This is a genomic window from Lysinibacillus odysseyi 34hs-1 = NBRC 100172, from assembly GCF_001591965.1.
In the GTDB taxonomy this organism is placed as follows: Bacteria; Bacillota; Bacilli; order Bacillales_A; family Planococcaceae; genus Lysinibacillus_B; species Lysinibacillus_B odysseyi.
This window is the reverse complement of record NZ_BCVX01000002.1, coordinates 423059-442517: the sequence shown is the minus strand read 5'-3', so window position 1 is coordinate 442517 and position 19459 is coordinate 423059. Positions and strand designations below refer to the sequence as shown.

The following is a 19459-nucleotide window of genomic DNA, read 5'->3' as shown; positions in this document are numbered from 1 at the left end:
CTCTTCAGGGCCATGTACGAAAGGAAAATAGAAAATAAAATGAAAAGAGTTTTTAAAATATTTATAATAGTTATACTTCTGTTGGTCAATTTGCCCAAAGCTTATGAGGCCAGTGGTACTTCTGCTGGGTCATCAGGACCTAATGGTGAACCACCAAATATTCCAGCAGATGCAAAATGGGCTGTTATCGATTATCTTTCTCTTGAATGGGGAGACTACTTTACTTACTACTATAAAGATGAGAATGGAACTTTAATTGAAGTAAAACAGCCCCAGGCTTTCGCTACCATTCCTTCTAATGTAAATTGGGTTGTTTACGATGCTCCAGATATTGGAAGTGAATATATTTATTCGGATGGAACAAGTCAACATATTGTAAGTTCTCCAAGCGAAATAGACAAGGATGCAGTTTGGGCAATTCAACGTCCAGATTCAAATTTAGAGTGGGTTTGTGAGGGGTTAACTGTTAAGTTTTATTACCCGGGTGGTATTGCTGATAATATAGAAGATGTACCGGCTAATGTAAATTGGGTAGTTACAAATGACTTGTTTTCTTACAAGTGCTGGGAGTATAATTCTGAGTATTATTACGGGGGAGTCGTATCGCCAAAACCTAACCCGCCTTCTGCACTAGACCTAGAAGCAGGTTCTGACTCAGGGTCCAGTAATACGGACTATCTTACAAGTGACGATACGCCAACTTTTGTAGGGAAAGCTGAAGCAAATAGTACAGTCACTCTCTTAAGTAATGGAACTTCTATTGGTACAGCGCCTGCAAATGGAAGTGGTGATTGGTCATTTACACCGACAACACCAATAATTGAAGGAACAAATACAATCACTGCTACCGCTACAAATGCTGGTGGGACAAGTAATGAATCTGAACCATTAGTAATAACGGTTGATAAGACTGCACCTGCAACTGGTGTCATCTCTTCATCAAATATTACTACATCGGGAGTATCGCTAAGCTGGTATAAAGCAATAGATAATATCACAGTCCTAGGTGACCTGGAATACCAAATCTATCAATCTACTAGTAGCAATTTTAATACAGTGGGTGAAGTAGAAAGCGGTATTCCGGTGAGTGATAGATTTATAAAAGACCTGAATACACTGGATATCATAGGTTTATCACCAAATACAACTTACTATTTCAACATCCTGGTTAGAGATGCGGCGGGAAATAAGAGCGTTTATTCAATGCGGCAGGTTACAACACAAAATATAAAAAGCAGTAATGCAGATTTGAGTTCATTATCGTTAAGTCCTTTTCTTATCAATGAAACTTTTAGTTCTAATACAGTAAACTATACTGCAACAGTACCATACACAACGACAGAAGTACCTGTAACTGCCATTGCAGCTGATTCGAATGCAGAGGTACATATTATAGGGGCTTCCAATGGGAAAGTACTATTGGATACAGATGGCTCAACCAATATCCAGGTGGAGGTAACAGCTGAGGATGGTACTGTTAAGACATATACGATTGTCGTAACAGAAGCACCACCTTCTAGTAATGCTGATTTAAGTAATTTAACGATTTCCACTGGCCCGCTAAACCCTGTTTTCAGTAAAGATAAGATAAGTTATACAGCGATTGTACCTTTTATATCATCTACCATAATCGTTACACCGACTTTGGATGATAGTAAAGCAACTATGATGTTAATGATTAATAATCGACTGGGATTTGAACATGAACCAATGCTGCTTAATATGGGTGAAAATATTATTAATATTTTTGTCACAGCAGAAAATCAGTCAATAACAAAGATATATACTATTAAGGTTTATAGATTATTCCCTCCTCCCATTGTTAGAGGAGATGATGAGAACAATGTCCTTATCCCAGATACGGACGCTCCAATAGAATACCAAATTAACGGAGGTACGTGGACGACATTTGATTTAGCAAATCCCCCTGATTTAAGCGGAGATAAGACAGTGAAAGTCCGTTATCCTGCGAATATTTCAACTGGTCAACCTGCCAGTGAAGAAGCAACTTTACTTTTTACGGAAAACCCGAAGACAGAAAGCGCACCTCCACATGTAACAGAGGCAACTACTGAGGAGGATACAATGAGCACAAGTGGGTTGGTGATTACACCGGACGCACAGGACAACAATGGTGTAACTCACTATAAGATAAGTGAAATTACGGGCGGTACTCTTTATAAAAATGATGGGACCTTCCCAATTGGAAATGGTGACTTTATCACAAAAGAAGAAGGGGAATTAGGATTGAAGTTTCACCCAGACTCTGATGCAAATACGTTAGCAGGCGATAGTTTCTCCGTTAAAGTACAGGCATCTTTGGATGGGACAGGCAGTGGGTTAAGCGAGGCTGCGACCGCTTCTATCACTGTGACAGAAGTAAATGATGCTCCGATAGCTGCTGATGACCAGCTTTCAGAAAAAGTAATGACTTCAGAGGGTATCGAGATTCCATTTGGAGAACTTTTACAAAACGATCAAGCAGGACCGGAAAATGAAAATGCCCAGACGCTAGCAATTGTCTCCGTTTCAGATATAGCTGGAGGCACAGTTCATCTTGAAGGTAAAAAAGTTATCTTTAACCCAAGCGGTACAGGAACGGCAAGTTTTAACTATACAATTCAAGATAACGGTACAACAGATGGAACTGGCGATCCGAAAACAGCTAGCGCAACAGTTCAATTTAACGTAATTTCAAAACCTCTCATTTATCTTGAAGGTGACCATACGATTTATATCGAATTAGGTAGTCACTATGTAGAGCCTGGATATAGTGCACGTGATGAAATAGACGGTGATTTAACAGATAAGGTAACTGTTACTGGAACGGTTGACCGTAACCAACTTGGTACGTATACGCTGAAATATAATGTGAAAAACAGCAAAGATGTCTTTGCTGCAGAGATAACTAGAGTTGTCCATGTTGTTTCAGCGAATTTAGAAACACTATCCGTGTCGTCAGGGAATTTAATACCTTCATTTGACCCGGCGCAAACAAATTATCATTTGACTGTACCATCCAATGCGACGAGTATTGATATTTCGGCTGGTACATTAGATGAAACGGCAAGTGCTACGCTAAACGGCGAAACAATCGGTAATAGCGAAAGCCGTTTAATCACACTGCGCCCTGGGGTTAACATTGTGTCGATAGTTATAACGACTCAAGGTGGAATGACAAAATCTTATACATTGGAAATCATAAGACAGCTTACTCACGCGGAAGTACCAGTAATCTTACATCAGCCGGCTGACCAAACAGTAAGCATAGGCGGAGAGGCAGATTTATCTGTGAATGCCACATCAACGAATGGCGGGCTAAGCTACCAATGGTATTTCAATACAACAAACAGCTCTGTAGACGGAGTACTTATTCCCGGTGCAACAAATGCAACATATTCAGCTCCAACTTCAGTAATTGGCACGACGTATTATTATGTAAAAGTAACAAATACAGATAGCAGTGCTACAGGTAACAACACAGCTGAGGCAACAAGTGAAGTGGCAGCCGTGACGGTAAATGCTTTAACACATGCAGCAGTACCAGCTATCACAGTGCAGCCAGAAAACAAAACGGTAAGCGTGGGTGATGCAGCGGATTTATCTGTAGATGCTACGGCTGTCAAAGGCGAATTAAGCTACCAATGGTATTCCAACACAACAAACAGCAATATTGACGGAACATTAATTCCTAGCGCAACAAACGCAATATATGCAGTGCCAACTGGAGACGCCGGCACAACATATTATTATGTAAAAGTAACAAATACAGATAGCAGTGCTACAGGTAACAACACAGCTGAGGCAACAAGTGAAGTGGCAGCTGTGACGGTAAAGGCGAAAAGTACGAATGCTTATTTAGATGATTTAACTTTATCTAGCGGTGTGTTAAGTCCGGTATTTACTAAAGATAGAGAGACTTACACAGTGAATGTCCCGAATTCAGTGAATAACATCACATTCACGCCGGTAGTAGAAGATATCGGTAAAGCAACAGTCACGGTTAATGGGCAATCTTCAACGACAGCTGTACCGTTAACGGTAGGAGTGAACGTAATCAAGGTAGTGGTGAATGCCGAAGATGGGGTCACGAAAAACACGTATACAATTACGGTCAATCGGGCACAGCCATCATCCAGTGGTGGCAACGGCTCTACACCAGCACCACAGCCAGACCCAACGCCAACTCCACAACCGACGACGGAACAAATCGTTGTAGATGTAGATGGCAACAACGGTTCGCATTTAACAAAAACACCGATCACTCGTACGACAGAACCAAACGGTACAGTGAAGGATAAAGTAGCAATGACAGATTCTATTGCAAAGGAAACAGTTCAAAAAGCAAAAGAGCAAGGTGTCGATACTGCAAGCATCATTATTCCAGATAAGGAGGATAAAGTGGCAGAAGTGCTCGTTGAAGTTCCCCAATCTGCATTAGACGAATTAAATAATGGGAAGCTGAAACTTGAAATTGTCACACGAAATGCGGTAGTTTCGATTCCAACGAAATCTCTTAATAATTTCGAAGGAAATTTATACTTCCGTGTCGTCCCTATCAAATCTGAAAGTGAAAAGCAGCAAGTAGAAGATCGTGCGAAAAATGAATCATTAATCCAAGAAGCCATTGGAAATAATACTGTGCAAGTTATTGGCCGTCCAATGGAAATTGAAACGAATATGCAAAGTCGTGAAGTAACAATTATGCTTCCATTAACAGCAAGCTTACCGACAAATACAGCTGAGCGTGAAAAGCTTTTAACTAACTTAGGTGTTTATATTGAACATAGTGACGGTTCAAAAGAGTTAATAAAAGGTACTATCGTAAAAATGCCTGATGGTTCGGAAGGTCTTCAATTCACAGTGAATAAATTCAGTACATTTACTATGGTGTATTTAGAAGGCTGGGAAGATGAAGCAGCTGACGAAACATTGCACACACCATACATCAAGGGCTATGGAAACAACGAATTCCGACCTGAAGCATCGGTCACTCGTGCCCAAATGGCGACAATGTTAGCGAGAAATATAAATGCCGCACCTTCTAAGCAGGCATATACTGATGTTCCAACGAAGCATGGGGCATATGAAGCGATTATGGAAGTGAAGGGTGCAGGCATTATGATGGGTAAAAACGTTTCTACATTTGACCCGAATGGAACAGTCACTCGTGCCCAAATGGCTGCTATTGTGTATCGTTGGGTTCAAAACCAATGTAAACAAGATGCCGCATCCTATGCAGGCTGTGCAATATTAAAAGATATCCCAGTCGCAGACTTCAAGGATGTAAAGGACAACCATTGGGCAAAAGAAGCTATGAATTTCACAAAAGCAACAGGTATCATGGTTGGAGATAGTAAGGGACAATTCCGACCAGAGGAAAACTTAACGCGTGCTCAAGCTGTGAAAGTTCTTAACCGCCTATTCAAAAGAGGTCCGTTAACAGGAATAACAACGCCAACGTTTAAAGACGTTTCGGCAACACACTGGGCATTCAGTGAAATTGAAGAAGCCGCAAGAGAGCATCTTTCTTCATTGGATACAACGAAATAAAGGACAGGGGGACAGGTTTCTGTCTCCCTTATTCTGTCAACAGCAGTTTCTACAACGGAAATGCTGCAAATGCAAAGGGTTAGGCAGCTGCTTGACGTATATACTAGGAACCGGCCATGAGCCGGTTCTTTTCTTTTCTATAAAACACCGGAACATGCTGTACGGAAATGAAAGACGCCCACTCAATGAGTTGTTGATCGTAAATATAAACAGGCAAAAGTAAAAAAGACTTTAAAAGCGGGTACTACTCTATCTATAATGAACAGGACAATCTTATAAAAAACGAGGTGCAAAATGCTCATTACCGGAATTATTACCCTTACTTTATTTTTGGTTTTCCTGGGATTTTATTTAACAGATCCGAGAAGGATGATAAATGGTTTTCTATTTAACCTGTTTTTTTGTTCATTACTTCTTTTTTGTGGTTATGTGGGCTTCAGCTCAGGTAATCGGATTTTAATAATAATTGCCCTTATTCCAATGGTATTTCTTTTCTTTATTTCGACATTTGGATTATTCGCTCTAGGCATCGGGTTATTTTTAAATGGCCGAACTCTGCTGAAAAAAGAAAGCAGAAGATTCTCCAACAGTTTAGCTCTTATTTTAGGTGTTTTTCTTTTATTATTATTCCTATTTCAAATCATAAGTCCTGAGCGCTTTTTATCTCCTGAATTACGGCCTTTATATGCAGGTATTTCTTTAATAATGGTATATTTCTTCCTGCACATAACTAATTTTTTAACTGCTTATATTTTGTACCAATTTAATAAGCCGAAATACAACCAAGACTTTATCATTGTACTTGGCAGTGGGTTGATTAATGATAAGGTCCCGCCGCTCTTGGCCAGCCGGATCAACAAGGCAATTGAGTTTTATCGGAAACAGGCGGCTGCCAATTTCCCACCTATTCTCCTTTTCTCAGGTGGACAAGGGGTAGATGAAAATCTCCCGGAAGCGGAAGCGATGCAGAAGTATGCAGTTGAGAAAGGAATTCCTCCTGAACATACATTGACGGAAACCGAGTCGGTTAACACCCTCCAAAATATGCTTTACTCAAAACGAGTAATGGATTCAATAAAAGGGGACAAATATAACAGCATCTTTACTACGAACAATTTCCATCTATTCAGGGCCAGCCTATATGCAAAAATGGCAGGCTTAAAGAGCCAGGGAATTGGTTCAAAAACAGCATTCTACTACTGGCCGAATGCGATGATCCGTGAATATATTGCCATTGTTGTTATGCAGCGTAAACGTCATATCGCTGTTGTGGTGACTATTCTAGGGGGTTCTATCCTTTTAACTTTAATGAATGTTTTATTTATGAAATTAGTATAGAAAGCCGCTCATCTTTTGTGAGCGGTTTTCCAAGCCCGATCAATGAGTGGCAAGAGGAAACTTTAATACTTCGCACATAATAAAGGCTATCTTCAGCATTAAGATATAAGAAATGCATGTATCTTATTATATGAATCAATTGAAAAGGCAGACGGAATGCGCTGATTTACGCATTTCGTCTGCCTTATTTTTAACACTAACGGAAGAATCGATATATTTATAGCCTAATTATTTCTTAACAGATACACCGTTCCTGCCGTATGTCATAAACCGCCACACTTTTTCCATTGGCCCCATCTTAAAGAATTTGAACCAGATGACGCTAAAAACGATTTGAATGATGAAAATAATGACCGAAATGATAACACTGTTAATCGGCGAGACAATTTCAAGGCCCATCAGCGAGATAATGGCAAGGCCAATGAAGCTCTGGGCCAGGTAATTTGTAAACGCCATTTGTCCAACACGTGCAATCGGTTGGAGAAGTTTTGCAATACGTTTGTTTTCCAGGATCGCAAATAGAGTCGATAAGTACAAATAGGTTGTCGGTATTGTACCTAAAGCAATGATTCCTTGAACACGTTCATAATTGTCTTGCGGTGTGAACCAGATCCAAACAGAAAAGCCGATAAACAATGGCAGTGTAACAATTTGAATCCATTTTATTTGAGGAGCGAAATTACCTATGTTTCTAAACCAATTTGCTTTAGCTGCGAGAAATCCTGATAAAAACATGATGAAAATCGTTACCGTATCATTCCCAAGAAAGGCAATAACGTTTGAAAAGACCCCCAAATCCGAAGTGAAGATTCCTAATAGCTGCGATATGACATATACAGTGATGATTCCGCAAAGCCACTTGCCAATCGTTGACACTTTTGCCCGGTAAAAAGGAATCAGAAGGAAGCCGATAACAGCGTATATCGCTAGAATGGAACCCCAAAAAAATATGAAATGAATAATTCCAATCAATAACAGAGCTAATAAACGTCTGGCAAAACGCCGGCGCGGCTTATCACCACGGCTTTCGGCACGTGAGGCAAAAATATAAAACCCCGCACCAAATAAAAAAGAAAAAATGGAAAAGAACTTCTTTTCGATAAGGATTTGAATTAGCAATTCTATCGTGCTATTCAAGCCGGTATAGTCAGGCAACTGAACGCCATCAGTAAGAACTAGAAATGCTCTAACATTAATAAATAAGATTCCGAGCAGGGCAATGCCGCGGATAATATCCAAGGAAATGATCCTTTCCTTCTGTGAAATGGATGGATTCATGCTGTTATTACTCCTTTTAATAAGTAGTTTCTAATATAAAGTTAGTATAGCGAGGCATCCTTACACTAAATTAATGTAAACCTTACATTAACCTTAAAGTTTACAGGTTTTTTAAAACGGGCCTTTGCAGCACAATCAATTTTTCATATGATCCTATTAATAGAAAAAGGTAAATCAATACGACTGACCATAAACAACATGAAAAAGGGTATACTGTTGAAAAACTGAACTTTTATTTATTATTCTTCTAGGGAGGTGCCAATATGTCTGTATATTTTGTTCCAATCAATACGGCATTTATTGTTTTTTGTTTAGCGGGCTTTCTCCTCATGATTCCGTGGCTGATATATAGTTATAGAAAGTATGGTTATGTAAGTCTTTGGGCTTCACTTGTGGCTTTCTCCTTCATTTTTTATATGTTAGCTGCTTTGTTTCTAGTTCTTCTCCCTCTTCCCAATACTCGAAATACTTGTGCCTTGCAATCACCTGGTACAGTGCATTATATGCTTGTCCCGTTTACTTTCGTTCGAGATATAGTTGACGGCAGCTCAGTTATTTGGTCACAACCATCCACCTACAGCAGGTTACTGACACAAAATGCATTTTTGCAGGCGGCATTCAATTTTCTATTATTGCTCCCTCTTGGTGTTTATTTGAGGTATTTTTTTCAGCACAGACGATATTGGAAGAAAGCGCTTGGTTGTGGATTTGCGTTATCTCTTTTTTATGAAATAACCCAGGGAACAGGGATTTATGGTATTTATAATTGTCCGTACCGTATTTTTGATGTCGATGATCTTCTATTAAATAGTACGGGCGCTTTAGCTGGCTTTATTATTGCACCTGTCATACTTGCCCTATTTCCGTCCCGGAGAAGCCTTATGGCAAAGGGCGAAAGAATACAAGAAAGCCTTATTGTATTTCCGTTAGCACAATTACTTGCAGTGTTTATCGATTATTTATTGATCAAGATAAGCTGGAATCTTACGGTTGGATTCTTTACAAACAGCGGATTCATAGAATTTGTTTATACAACGATTTGCTTTTTTATTCTTTTCTTTGTAGTGCCTTCTATTTGGGGAGGAAAAACAATTGGAACAAATATACTGCGTTTTAAACTTATTAATGAGGATGGAGGAGTACCATCGCGGCGGTCGTTGTTAAAAAGAGCCTTTGCGCTCTATTTACCTTTGGCAGCATCATGGTCCCTAACTATATTGAATGGTACTGAGTTAGACATGAACTCAACTCTGTATCCTTATCATGTATGGACTACTATGACTATATTTGCACTGCTCATCATTATGTGGGCTGTCTTATTTATCCATACTATGTTCATCCTCTTTAAAGGAGGAAAACGGAATTTTTACTTTGACCATGTAGCTGGTTTAGTGCTGAGGAAAAAATAAATAGTATCTAAAAAAACAAATCATGCTTCGGTGGGGGATGTATAAAGTTACATCTCCCTAACGTTTGATTTAGAACTGAAGTTATTAAAAGAGTATTGGCTTCCATCATACTGCTCGTCACTTAGTTGGAATGCTGCATTAATAAGGAAGAGAACCCAATAATGCTACTAGACGATATTATTTTCCGTAGTTTATGATAAAGGGCAGTCTTTAATTATAGGAGGATATAGAGGTTGAAAAGGTATTTATTGGCGGGGATTGTTTTAGGTGGTGCTATTTTGCTCGGTGCTTGCAGCGGAGAAGAGGCAGAGGAATCGGAAATCGAGGAACTGGAGGAATCCGTGCCTGAAGAAATTCAGGAAGAGCCGGCTGTAGAGGAAACAGTTGAAGAGCCAGAGCCGCAGCTAGAAGAAACACAGGCGGTGGAACAGGAAGCGGAGGATGAATCATCGTCTTACGGGCCATTAACAGAGGAGACGGCAAGATCAGTTATTAGTGACTTTTTATATAATGAAGGAGACCTGCAGACGTTTTCCTTCCGGGACGGCCATATTTCGATAGATGTGACAGGACAGGGTTCAGCAGATGAGGCGGCAAATTGGTATATGCAGGTGAGTGATGAGCTGCTATTTTATGAGGGTATGCAATCACTAACGGTTAACTTTGCCCCGTATGGCACGGTGAGCTTTAGTATTAGCGAGGCAGAGACAAGTGATTTCGGGGCATATTTCCCGTCTGAAGAAATTGAGGAACAGTTGGGCATTACATACGAGTAATAGTGGGACAGTGGAGAAAGGCTGAAGTTCAGACCAAGGCACACACGGAAATAGCTGTCCGCCCATAAAAAACAAAGCCGCAGCAGGATTTCCCGCTGCGGCTTGTTTATTGAATTTAATGAACAGGAAGGCTATATTTCATTTCCAACACCCGTTGCCGCCTGTATTCTTTCAAATACCTTTTCGCCCTTAATATAGGTAGCAAGCGGCTTGATATGCATAAGCTGATCTGCAGGTATATTCATCAAATCTTCTTCTAATATAACGAAATCAGCAGCGTAGCCTTCTCTTAATTGGCCGATACAATCGGTTCTTGTCAGTGTTTGAGCATGTTTTGTATAGAGCTGGAGAGCCTCGGCCGTCGTAATGCGTTCAGACTGGCCAAGGTCTGTTCCATCGTAAGCCTTCCGTGTGACAGCGACCTGCATGGAAATGAATGGGTTAACCGCCTCTGCCCAGCTTGTAGCAGGGGCATCGGAAGTGATGGCGGTTGCTGCCCCGGCATCAAGAAATGAACGAAGACCGTATAATGTCTGGGATTTCTTCAGGCCAAGGTTTGATAAATAGCTTTCAATTTCACAAAACAAAAAGATTGGTTGGGGGACAAGACCGATTCCCCAATCGACTGCTTTTTTCAGCACTTCGTCACTGATCATGGTCGCGTGCTCGATACGTACAGATGGGCCGTCTGTGAGCCAAGGTGTCAGTTGGCTGCATGTATTAACAATCTGCTCAATCGCTTTATCACCCATTGCATGGATGGCGAGCTGGACACCGTGTTCCTCTGCTTTCCTAGCAGCTGCAAGGATTTCCTCAGGGGAAGTCATATCAATGCCCGTCTGATTTGACTTCAGGAAGGGCTCATGAACAAGCGCTGTTTTCCCGGAAATGCTGCCGTCGGCGAAAAGCTTGATACCGGCAATATACGTATCATTTGCGGTATTGGTTGAAACCAGATTAAGCGGATTTTTCCGCTGAATGGATTCAAAATGATAATAGTTGGCAACGCGCTGCTTAACCCCTTTTTGCTGTGCGTGCTGGTAAATTGTAAAATAATCGAACGGCTCCTCTGTTGCCATCATCTCGGTAATCGTTGTAATGCCGTATGATGATAGAGTGTTTGATAGCTTTACTAGCTTTTCGATGATTTCCTGCTCTGTATCAGGCTTAATATGCTTGAGGACAAGATTTCTGGCATTTTCCCGTAAAATGCCTGTTGGCTCGCCTGTTTCATCCCTGTCGATTTCACCACCTGGAGGATTTGGTGTGTCCTTCGTAATCCCGGCGATTTCCAATGCCTTGCTGTTAACCGAGATGATATGGGCGCATGTTCGCATGACAACAACCGGTAACTCTGTCGATACCCGGTCAAGATCACTGCGGATGATGCTGCGCTTTTCGGCAAGTTTTCCTTCATCATATCCCCAGCCTTCATAGCAACCCTTTGCAGACGGATCATACTGCTTCATTACTTCGATCAGTTCTTCAATTGAATGAATAACAGGTGGAAGGCAAACGACCTGCTCTAATAACTGGGCGAGCATGATGGGATGAATATGTGCTTCGATCAAGCCTGGTATAACAGTTTTGCCTTCGAGGTTGATTACCTTCCCATCAACCGGCGGAATATCCGCTTCCTGACCAACCCAAATAATCTGCCCATCCTCGACAATCATGGCCTCTACTTGCGATTGTACATCTGCTGCTGTATAGATAACGGCGTTTTTATAAATTGTTTTCATATCGATTCTCCCTCTTTCAGCTCTAGTTGCTCAAATGTATGTTTCACCGGTGACTTCCATTTAAAGAGTTTATGGAAAACTGCACCTACAATAAAGCCAATAATGGCGGGCACTACCCAAGCGAATCCGCTCGACTGGAAAGGCAGATGATAAACGAATGATGTCAGCACAGGTATAGAGTAGCCGTAGCTGGCAACCGTTTCGATAATGCTGATAAAGAAGGTAAGCAGCATCGCTCCCCGGTAAGCCCCGGCATTTGGCACAAAACGGTCCATTACTCCTAATAGCACAAGGACGATGACCGGCGGGTAGATGATTAATAAAATCGGTGTTGTAAATTCACCAATTTTATCCACACCTAGGGAGCCGATAACGGTTCCTATAATAGCGATAATTCCTACCCAGCTTTTATAACCAAGCATGTTCTTCGTCAATTCATTTAAAAACTCCGCTGCGATAGCCATGACACCGATAGCAGATGTGAGACATGCCAAAATGATGGCAATTGCCAGTGCGTATTTGCCAAAACTTCCGAGTGCTATTCCTACGATGCTGGAGAGCAGCTCTGTACTGCTTGTAGTACCAGACAGCATGGCACTGCTTGTTGCCCCGATATAAAGTAGGCCGCCGTAAACAACAATTAGTGCAATCATTGCTACTAAAATGCCGCCCCAAGCTATTTTTTTGAAGGCTTTTCCACGATAACCGTAGTTTAGTACTGCTGCTAAAAATATAGGTGCTACCAATATGCCTGTACCAACATCACCTGTTTGATATGCCGTGATGACGGCTGAAGAGAATTGGCCTGTGGCATCTGTATCTGTAATCTCGCCAATCGGTGTGAAGATACCTTTCCCGATGATAACCAGCAAAATGAGGACAAGGACCGGCGTTAGCCATTTGCCGATTTTATCTATTACATTAAGCGGGTCAATGGCAAAGTAAAAACAAATCACAAAGAAAAAAGCGACTGAAACAAATTGCGGTATATTCGGTGCAAATGATGTAACACCGATTTCATGTGTTGTTGCCGCCATACGAGGGATTGTCAAACACATCCCGATACAGACCATAAGTACCGTATTAAAAGCCTTGTAAAACCAGTCTCCCATAGGACTTGTTAACGCTTTCATCGTTCCCCCGGTATTATAAATAGCGACAACAGCTAGTAACGGTAGAATGACGCCTGTCAGACAGAAGCCGAGTAATGCCGGGAACCACTGTTCACCGGCTCCATTCCCTACAGCAGGGGGGTAAATCAGATTCCCCGCTCCAAAATATAATGCAAATAAAGCAAAACCAACGACTAATACATGCTGTGATCCCTTCCCCATACATCCACCCCTTGTTAAAAAAGTTTTAATATTTCAATATTAAGAAATATTAAACTGTAAAAAAAGGAGGTAAAAAATTGCCTCCTTGCGTAAAAAAATTTTTACATCTTATTTATGGGAAACAGGAAATAATAGCGTGTGCTTCCGTAAACATAAAATTATTGAAGTCTTTTGGCAGGCAGTATGATTGAAAGGATTATTCGCCTTTAGCCGGAAATTCGTTCAAATCAGCATCCGTTTCAGCGGATTTCATATTTCGTGCATTTATATTTTAATAGTTGTCGGGAAATACCTAGTTGGCGCGCCGTTTCGGCCAGTCTGCCGTTCGTTTGTTTCAGCTTGTCTGCTATAAGTGTTTTTTCATATTGCTCTGTTAGATCCTTTAGTGTTCCATGATATTCACCGGCCGGCTGCTTTTCCTCTTTCATATGCCGAATGCGGGAAGGGATATGTTCCCGTGTAATAACTCCTTCATGTGGCTCATTATAGGCATTTTCAACGGCATTTTTTAATTCGCGGACATTACCCGGCCAGTTATACATAAGAAAGAGCTGTTTTACCTCGTCTTCTATGCACTTCACCTTTTTTGTCATTTTGTCATTAAAAAACATAATGTACGTTTCGACGATAGGCAGGATATCCTCTTTTCGATTGGAGAGGGGTGGCAAGTCTACTTGCACAACATTCAACCTGTAATATAGCGAGGCATCGAGCGTACCGTTTACCAATAATTCATCAGGCTGGTGGCTCGTTGTGCTGATATATCGAATATTCAGTGGTACAGCTTGACCATCGATTACTATCTGCTGCAAATCCAAAGCATGTAGAAGCTTTGGCTGTAAAGATTTTGGCAGCAGATGGATATGGTCAAGAAGCAGTGTCCCTCCGTTCACCATGGCTAACATTCCATGCTGTTTGGCATCGCCGTATAAGAGTATATCTATATTTTCAGCTGTCAGCATGCCGCAATTTAATACACGATAAGGCTTTGTAAAGCGATCACTTTCATTGTGAATGCTTTGTGCAAACATTTCCTTGCCTGTTCCAGATGCACCATAAATCATGATGGCTGAATTGGTTTTGGCACTGTTTTTAGCGCGGGCGATCTGCCGAAGCAGCAGCTCGCTGTACCCAATGATATCTTCAAAGCAATAGACGGTGTGATTGTCACGGTACAGCTTATGAGCAGCATGCTGATGAAGCATGGCAATATCAGGAGGCTCGTACGTATGTCGTGAAAATTCAATTGTACCGATGCACTGTTCACCATCAAAAATAGGATAAGTAGAGTTCGTTGAGTAAAACGTGAAGCCGGCCTTCGTCTGCAGAAGCTGATTTTGCAGATGTACGGGCTTTTTATGTTTTAATACTTGGTAAATAGAGCTTGTCTCTTCATCAAGTGCCTCGTAATTGTCTAAAAAACATCTATGAAAAAAATCATCCGGTGTAACACCCATTTGCTGCAATACATTTATATCAGCTAAGTCATAAAACAAAACAGTACCTTGTTCATCTGTTATGAGCACATTATCATAATGGCTCATCGCATGGCGATCCTTTATCATAAACGGTTTTTCCTTTCCTTTCGATCGATGGAGGAGGGGAGGCGGAGCTGTTCCCTGTATTTCGCCACCGTTCTTCTTGTTACCTGGATGGATTGCAGCATCAGCAAAGCCGCAATCTGCTGATCGGAAAATGGCTTTTGTTTATTTTCCCCATCAATGATTTCCTTTATTTTTAATTGAATAAATGACCTTGAAACATGTTCCTGGGATTCGTTATGAACCCCTCTTTCAAATAGAGACTTCAGCGGCAATACTCCTTTTGGTGTTTGAATATATTTTTCATGCACCGCCCGGCTGATTGTTGAGACATGTAATCCCAGCATGCTTGCCATGTCCCGCATACGCAGCGCGCGAAGCGGTTTTCCGCCAAGGAAAAAAGCGGACTGGTATTCAACTGCTGTTTTAGCAACACGGAATAATGTTTCATACCGGTTTGTGACGCCGCTTTTTAGGCGGAGAGCTTCGGAGAGGTGAATTTTTAAATAATGATTCTCCCCATGGTCTTTTAACAGTTCCTGATACACCTCGTTTATTGAGATAGCCGGAAAATATTTCTCCTGAAGCTGTACTACTACTTCTTGGCCTATTGTTTCTACAAGAATTTCAGGAAACATATAGGTATTTTCGTACCTTTCATGGTCAGCCCGGAGTGACGGCTTTAAACGGCGGATAAGGGACAGACAGCTGTCGGCATCTTCTTCGGTTATATTGTATTTTTGAGCAAGCTTCCAAAACTGCTGGTCGGCAAGCAGCTCAAGGTCATTTTTGATAATCGGTGCTATATAATCCGGTACCTCCTGACAATCACGCAGCTGCAGTATAAGACATTCCTGCAGATCTCTAGCTCCGACACCGGCTGGTTCAAAATGCTGCAATGCTTTCACCTGTTTTTCGCAGTGTTCCAAAGGTATAGAGAAAATGTCTGCCATCTCCTCCAGGTCGCATTGTAAATAGCCATCCTCTGTTACATGCTCGACAAGGTAGAGAAGCTCCGCATGAGCAGCTGCGGGTAGACGAAGAGAAGCAAGCTGCTCTAATAAAACTGTTTCTAAAGAAGGAACCTGTTCATGGGCTATATATTCGGTCATATTCGTATTTCCGGGATGAGGAAGAGGGAAGTCGATCTCCAGTAAAGGATTGGACTCTGCCTTTTCCTGCAGGCAGTCAAGCAGTTCTTCATAGCTATAGGTTAAAAGAGAAAGAGACTGCTGTAGATGCTTTGACATAAAAAGCTTTGTCTGAAGCCTTTGCTCAAGATGCTGTTCCATTTTTCTCACCTTTCTCGCAGATTGCATTTTTTCATCCGGTATTGCAGGCTTTGTCTGCTAAGACCGAGATGGGCAGCTGCATTTGTAATATGGCCTTGATGTGCCTCCAGGGCCTGCTGAATAATCAGCTTTTCATACATGGCTAACTGTTCTGCAAGCGTTCCTTCCATCTCAACATGCAGCGTCTGCTCTCTAGGGGAAAATGGCATCCGCTTCCGGTAATGATAGGGAAGGTGCTCGTAGGTTAATGTTTTTTCATATTGAATCAGGTTCATTGCGGCTTCTATGACATGCTCCAATTCACGTGCATTGCCCGGCCAGTCATGTGCATATAAAAGCTGCTCAACTTCCGTTGTATAATCCAGCACGTTCATCTGAAACAAACGATTGTATTTTTGGATGAAATGATGAACAAGTACAGGGATATCTTCCTTCCGTTCGCGAAGCGGCGGAATGGCTATCGTAATAACGGCCAGACGATAATACAAATCCTTCCGCAAACGGTTATGGGTGATGAGATCGACCGGGTCCTCATTCATTGTCGCAATAATCCGTACATCTACGGGCTGGTCTGTTTTTCCACCGATTCTTCTAACCTTTTTTTCCTGGAGCACACGCAGCAATTTTGCTTGCAAGCTGAGGTTCAACGAGTTCAATTCATCGAGCAGCAATGTACCGCCATTTGCCTGCTCGAATAACCCCGGGCTGTCCACTGCACCTGTAAAGGCGCCCTTTGCCGTCCCAAATAACATACTTTCCATTAATGTATCCGGTATAGCGGCACAGTTCTGGGCGATAAAGGGACCGTTTACCCGGCTGCTGCCTGTATGAATGCTTTGTGCAAACAGCTCCTTGCCTGTGCCTGTCTCCCCAATAATCAGTACATTTGATGTCGTTCTGGTTGCCCGTTTTGCAATATCTATAATTTCCAGGAGTGAGGGACTGTTGCCGATAATTTTATCGAATGTGTATGGTTCATGCTCATACTGTACCTTTTGCTGCATGAGCCGGCTCATTTTTGAAATGTCAGTCGCAATCTCGACAGCTGCACAGATTTCCCCGTTTTGTTCAATCGGAATCGTCTGATTGACAGTCGTAATTTCAGTACCCTTGTTGTTGAAATAGGTCTGTTTTACATTGATGATCCGTTCAGCTTCGGCTAATGACTGCAGTAGAGTGCTCGTTTGATTGTCATTGAACTGAAATACCTCCCGCACATTCCTGTTCATCACATCCGCCGCAGGCATTGATTCAATCTCCCGCATTTTTTTATTATAGATGATTGTCTTTCCGTCTTTGTCTACAGCATGTATGCCAACGTCAACAGCTTCAATGATTGTTTCATATACTTTTTCCATCCAGCTCACTCGAATGCCCCCTATCGCAAAAAAAAATTGCCTTTTTCGGTAATAGCAAAAATATTTTGCGCAAAATTCTAATTTATCTATCTAAAGAATAGCATATTTTCAGATTTTTATGTTGGCACAAAAATTGCTACATAGTTTGTATAAAAGCAGGTGTATAGATTACCTAACTATTTAATGAGCATGAAAATAAAAATGCAGCAGAAGGTCATTGCTGATAAGAGGGAAACTATATACCCGCCGTTAAAGAAAATAAGGAGAGATGAGAATGCCGATCCCATACAAACATGAACCATTCACCGATTATAAAACCGATGAAGCAGCCTATACAGCTATGAGCGATGCCATACAATTAGTAGAAAGCCAGCTTGGAGCTGTGTACCCGGCGATTATCAACGGTAAGGAAGTAACGTCTGATCATACAGCGCTATCTATCAACCCTGCCGATATAAAGGAATGTATCGGAACGGTCCACTTAGCGACGAAAGAAATGGCTGAGCAGGCGATCCAGACAGCTGCTGCCGTTTATAAAACATGGCAGTATACATCACCGGTCATGCGGGCTGATATTTTACACCGTGCTGCAGCAATCATCCGCCGCCGCAAACATGAGTTTTCTGCATGGCTCGTAAAAGAAGTAGGAAAACCATGGCATGAAGCAGATGCCGAAACGGCGGAATGTATCGATTTCCTTGAGTACTATGCGCGTCAAATGGTGGAATTAAGCGCAGGGAAGCCTGTCTTAAGCAATCCCGGAGAGCATAATGAGTTTCACTATATTCCATTAGGCGTGGGAATTATCATCCCGCCATTTAATTTCTCACTGGCTATTATGGCAGGCACGACAGCAGCAGCAATTGTTACAGGAAATACTGTTATTTTAAAGCCCGCTGAAACGGCGCCGGTTGTGGCAGCGAAATTTATGGATGTACTAAAAGAAGCCGGACTGCCCGCTGGAGTAGTGAACTATCTGCCGGGCCTTGGATCAGAAATCGGCGATTATCTCGTTGATCATATTCAAACACGCTTTGTTTCATTTACAGGATCAAGAGAGGTTGGCTGCCGAATCTATGAACGAGCGGCAGTCGTACATGAAGGGCAGAAATGGCTGAAACGGGTCATTGCCGAAATGGGCGGAAAGGATACAATCATTGTGGATGCAGATGCTGACTTGAACCTTGCTGCAACTGCCATTGTTAAGTCTGCGTTTGGCTATGCAGGACAGAAGTGCTCTGCCTGCTCGCGTGCGGTCATTCATGAGGATGTATACGATACGGTGCTTGAAAAAGTTGTCGAGCAGACAAAAACACTACAAATGGGTAATCCAGTCGACCGTGATTCATTTGTTGGTCCGGTCATCTCAGAGAAATCAATTGAAAAAATTAAGAGCTATATCGAAATAGGCAAGCAGGAGGGCCGTCTCATGACAGGCGGGGCAACTGAAGAAGAAACAGGCTATTTTGTCGAACCGACTGTTTTTGCGGATGTACATGAGGATGCCCGTTTAATGAAGGAAGAAATTTTCGGTCCTGTTCTTGCCATCTCGAAAGCAAGAGATTTCGGTCACTTATTGGAAGTCGCCAATAATACCGATTACGGATTAACAGGTGCAGTTATTTCAAATAATGCGTCGCATATTGAACAGGCAAAGCGTGAATTCCATGTCGGTAACCTATATATTAACCGCGGCTGTACAGGGGCCATCGTCGGTTATCAGCCGTTTGGCGGATTCAATATGTCCGGAACAGATTCAAAAGCCGGTTCGCCGGATTATTTATTACTGCATATGCAGGCTAAAACCATTGCACAATCATTTTAAGGAGGAACATGAT

11 protein-coding genes are annotated in these 19459 nt (G+C 41.8%); 5 read left to right on the top strand and 6 right to left on the bottom strand.

What is annotated here, in order from left to right:
• Positions 1-81: 81 nt before the first annotated feature.
• Complete coding sequence (locus BOD01S_RS04810) at positions 82-5553, top strand: cadherin-like beta sandwich domain-containing protein (RefSeq protein WP_169745619.1); 5472 nt, start codon at positions 82-84, stop codon at positions 5551-5553.
• Between the two features lie 294 nt (positions 5554-5847).
• Positions 5848-6891, top strand: coding sequence for a YdcF family protein (locus BOD01S_RS04805; protein ID WP_036155548.1), 1044 nt, complete (start codon positions 5848-5850; stop codon positions 6889-6891).
• A gap of 228 nt (positions 6892-7119) precedes the next feature.
• On the opposite strand, the gene BOD01S_RS04800 is transcribed toward BOD01S_RS04805, so the two are convergent.
• Positions 7120-8169 carry a DUF418 domain-containing protein gene (locus tag BOD01S_RS04800; protein WP_036155551.1) on the bottom strand — a complete coding sequence of 350 codons (1050 nt, stop codon included), beginning with the start codon at positions 8167-8169 and terminating at the stop codon, positions 7120-7122.
• Between the two features lie 263 nt (positions 8170-8432).
• On the opposite strand from BOD01S_RS04800, the gene BOD01S_RS04795 reads away from it, so the two are divergent.
• Complete coding sequence (locus tag BOD01S_RS04795; protein ID WP_036155552.1) at positions 8433-9578, top strand: VanZ family protein; 1146 nt, start codon at positions 8433-8435, stop codon at positions 9576-9578.
• Between the two features lie 233 nt (positions 9579-9811).
• Entirely contained in the window at positions 9812-10354 is a 543-nt protein-coding gene (locus BOD01S_RS04790; protein ID WP_036155554.1) for a hypothetical protein, read from the top strand.
• A gap of 131 nt (positions 10355-10485) precedes the next feature.
• Here BOD01S_RS04790 and BOD01S_RS04785 read toward each other — a convergent pair whose 3' ends face one another.
• The 5 genes from BOD01S_RS04785 to BOD01S_RS04765 form a co-directional block, all read right to left on the bottom strand.
• Positions 10486-12096 carry an amidohydrolase gene (locus tag BOD01S_RS04785; RefSeq protein WP_036155556.1) on the bottom strand — a complete coding sequence of 537 codons (1611 nt, stop codon included), beginning with the start codon at positions 12094-12096 and terminating at the stop codon, positions 10486-10488.
• Positions 12093-13430, bottom strand: a complete 1338-nt coding sequence (gene brnQ, locus BOD01S_RS04780) for a branched-chain amino acid transport system II carrier protein (RefSeq protein ID WP_036155558.1) — start codon at positions 13428-13430, stop codon at positions 12093-12095. The genes BOD01S_RS04785 and brnQ overlap by 4 nt, the downstream gene beginning before the upstream one ends.
• 239 nt (positions 13431-13669) lie before the next feature.
• Positions 13670-14974 carry a sigma 54-interacting transcriptional regulator gene (locus tag BOD01S_RS04775; RefSeq protein WP_244887265.1) on the bottom strand — a complete coding sequence of 435 codons (1305 nt, stop codon included), beginning with the start codon at positions 14972-14974 and terminating at the stop codon, positions 13670-13672.
• A 17-nt stretch (positions 14975-14991) separates the two neighbouring features.
• Positions 14992-16263: an RNA polymerase factor sigma-54 gene (rpoN, locus tag BOD01S_RS04770; RefSeq protein ID WP_036155561.1), complete on the bottom strand. Its 1272-nt coding sequence runs from the start codon at positions 16261-16263 to the stop codon at positions 14992-14994.
• Positions 16264-16268: 5 nt separating this feature from the next.
• The gene (locus BOD01S_RS04765) at positions 16269-17621 is read right to left on the bottom strand and encodes a sigma-54 interaction domain-containing protein (RefSeq protein ID WP_036156088.1); all 1353 of its coding nucleotides are present in this window, start codon (positions 17619-17621) and stop codon (positions 16269-16271) included.
• Between the two features lie 274 nt (positions 17622-17895).
• Between BOD01S_RS04765 and pruA the strand changes: the two genes are divergently transcribed.
• Positions 17896-19446, top strand: a complete 1551-nt coding sequence (gene pruA / locus BOD01S_RS04760; RefSeq protein ID WP_036155563.1) for an L-glutamate gamma-semialdehyde dehydrogenase — start codon at positions 17896-17898, stop codon at positions 19444-19446.
• Positions 19447-19459: the final 13 nt, after the last annotated feature.

What these genes read in the sequence shown, in the direction of transcription:
- BOD01S_RS04805 (WP_036155548.1), top strand. Translation starts at nt 5,848, where the DNA reads ATGCTCATTACCGGAATTATTACCCTTACTTTATTTTTGGTTTTCCTG.
- BOD01S_RS04800 (WP_036155551.1), bottom strand. Translation starts at nt 8,169, where the DNA reads ATGAATCCATCCATTTCACAGAAGGAAAGGATCATTTCCTTGGATATT.
- BOD01S_RS04795 (WP_036155552.1), top strand. Translation starts at nt 8,433, where the DNA reads ATGTCTGTATATTTTGTTCCAATCAATACGGCATTTATTGTTTTTTGT.
- BOD01S_RS04785 (WP_036155556.1), bottom strand. Translation starts at nt 12,096, where the DNA reads ATGAAAACAATTTATAAAAACGCCGTTATCTATACAGCAGCAGATGTA.
- brnQ (WP_036155558.1), bottom strand. Translation starts at nt 13,430, where the DNA reads ATGGGGAAGGGATCACAGCATGTATTAGTCGTTGGTTTTGCTTTATTT.
- BOD01S_RS04775 (WP_244887265.1), bottom strand. Translation starts at nt 14,974, where the DNA reads ATGAGCCATTATGATAATGTGCTCATAACAGATGAACAAGGTACTGTT.
- rpoN (WP_036155561.1), bottom strand. Translation starts at nt 16,263, where the DNA reads ATGGAACAGCATCTTGAGCAAAGGCTTCAGACAAAGCTTTTTATGTCA.
- BOD01S_RS04765 (WP_036156088.1), bottom strand. Translation starts at nt 17,621, where the DNA reads ATGGAAAAAGTATATGAAACAATCATTGAAGCTGTTGACGTTGGCATA.
- pruA (WP_036155563.1), top strand. Translation starts at nt 17,896, where the DNA reads ATGCCGATCCCATACAAACATGAACCATTCACCGATTATAAAACCGAT.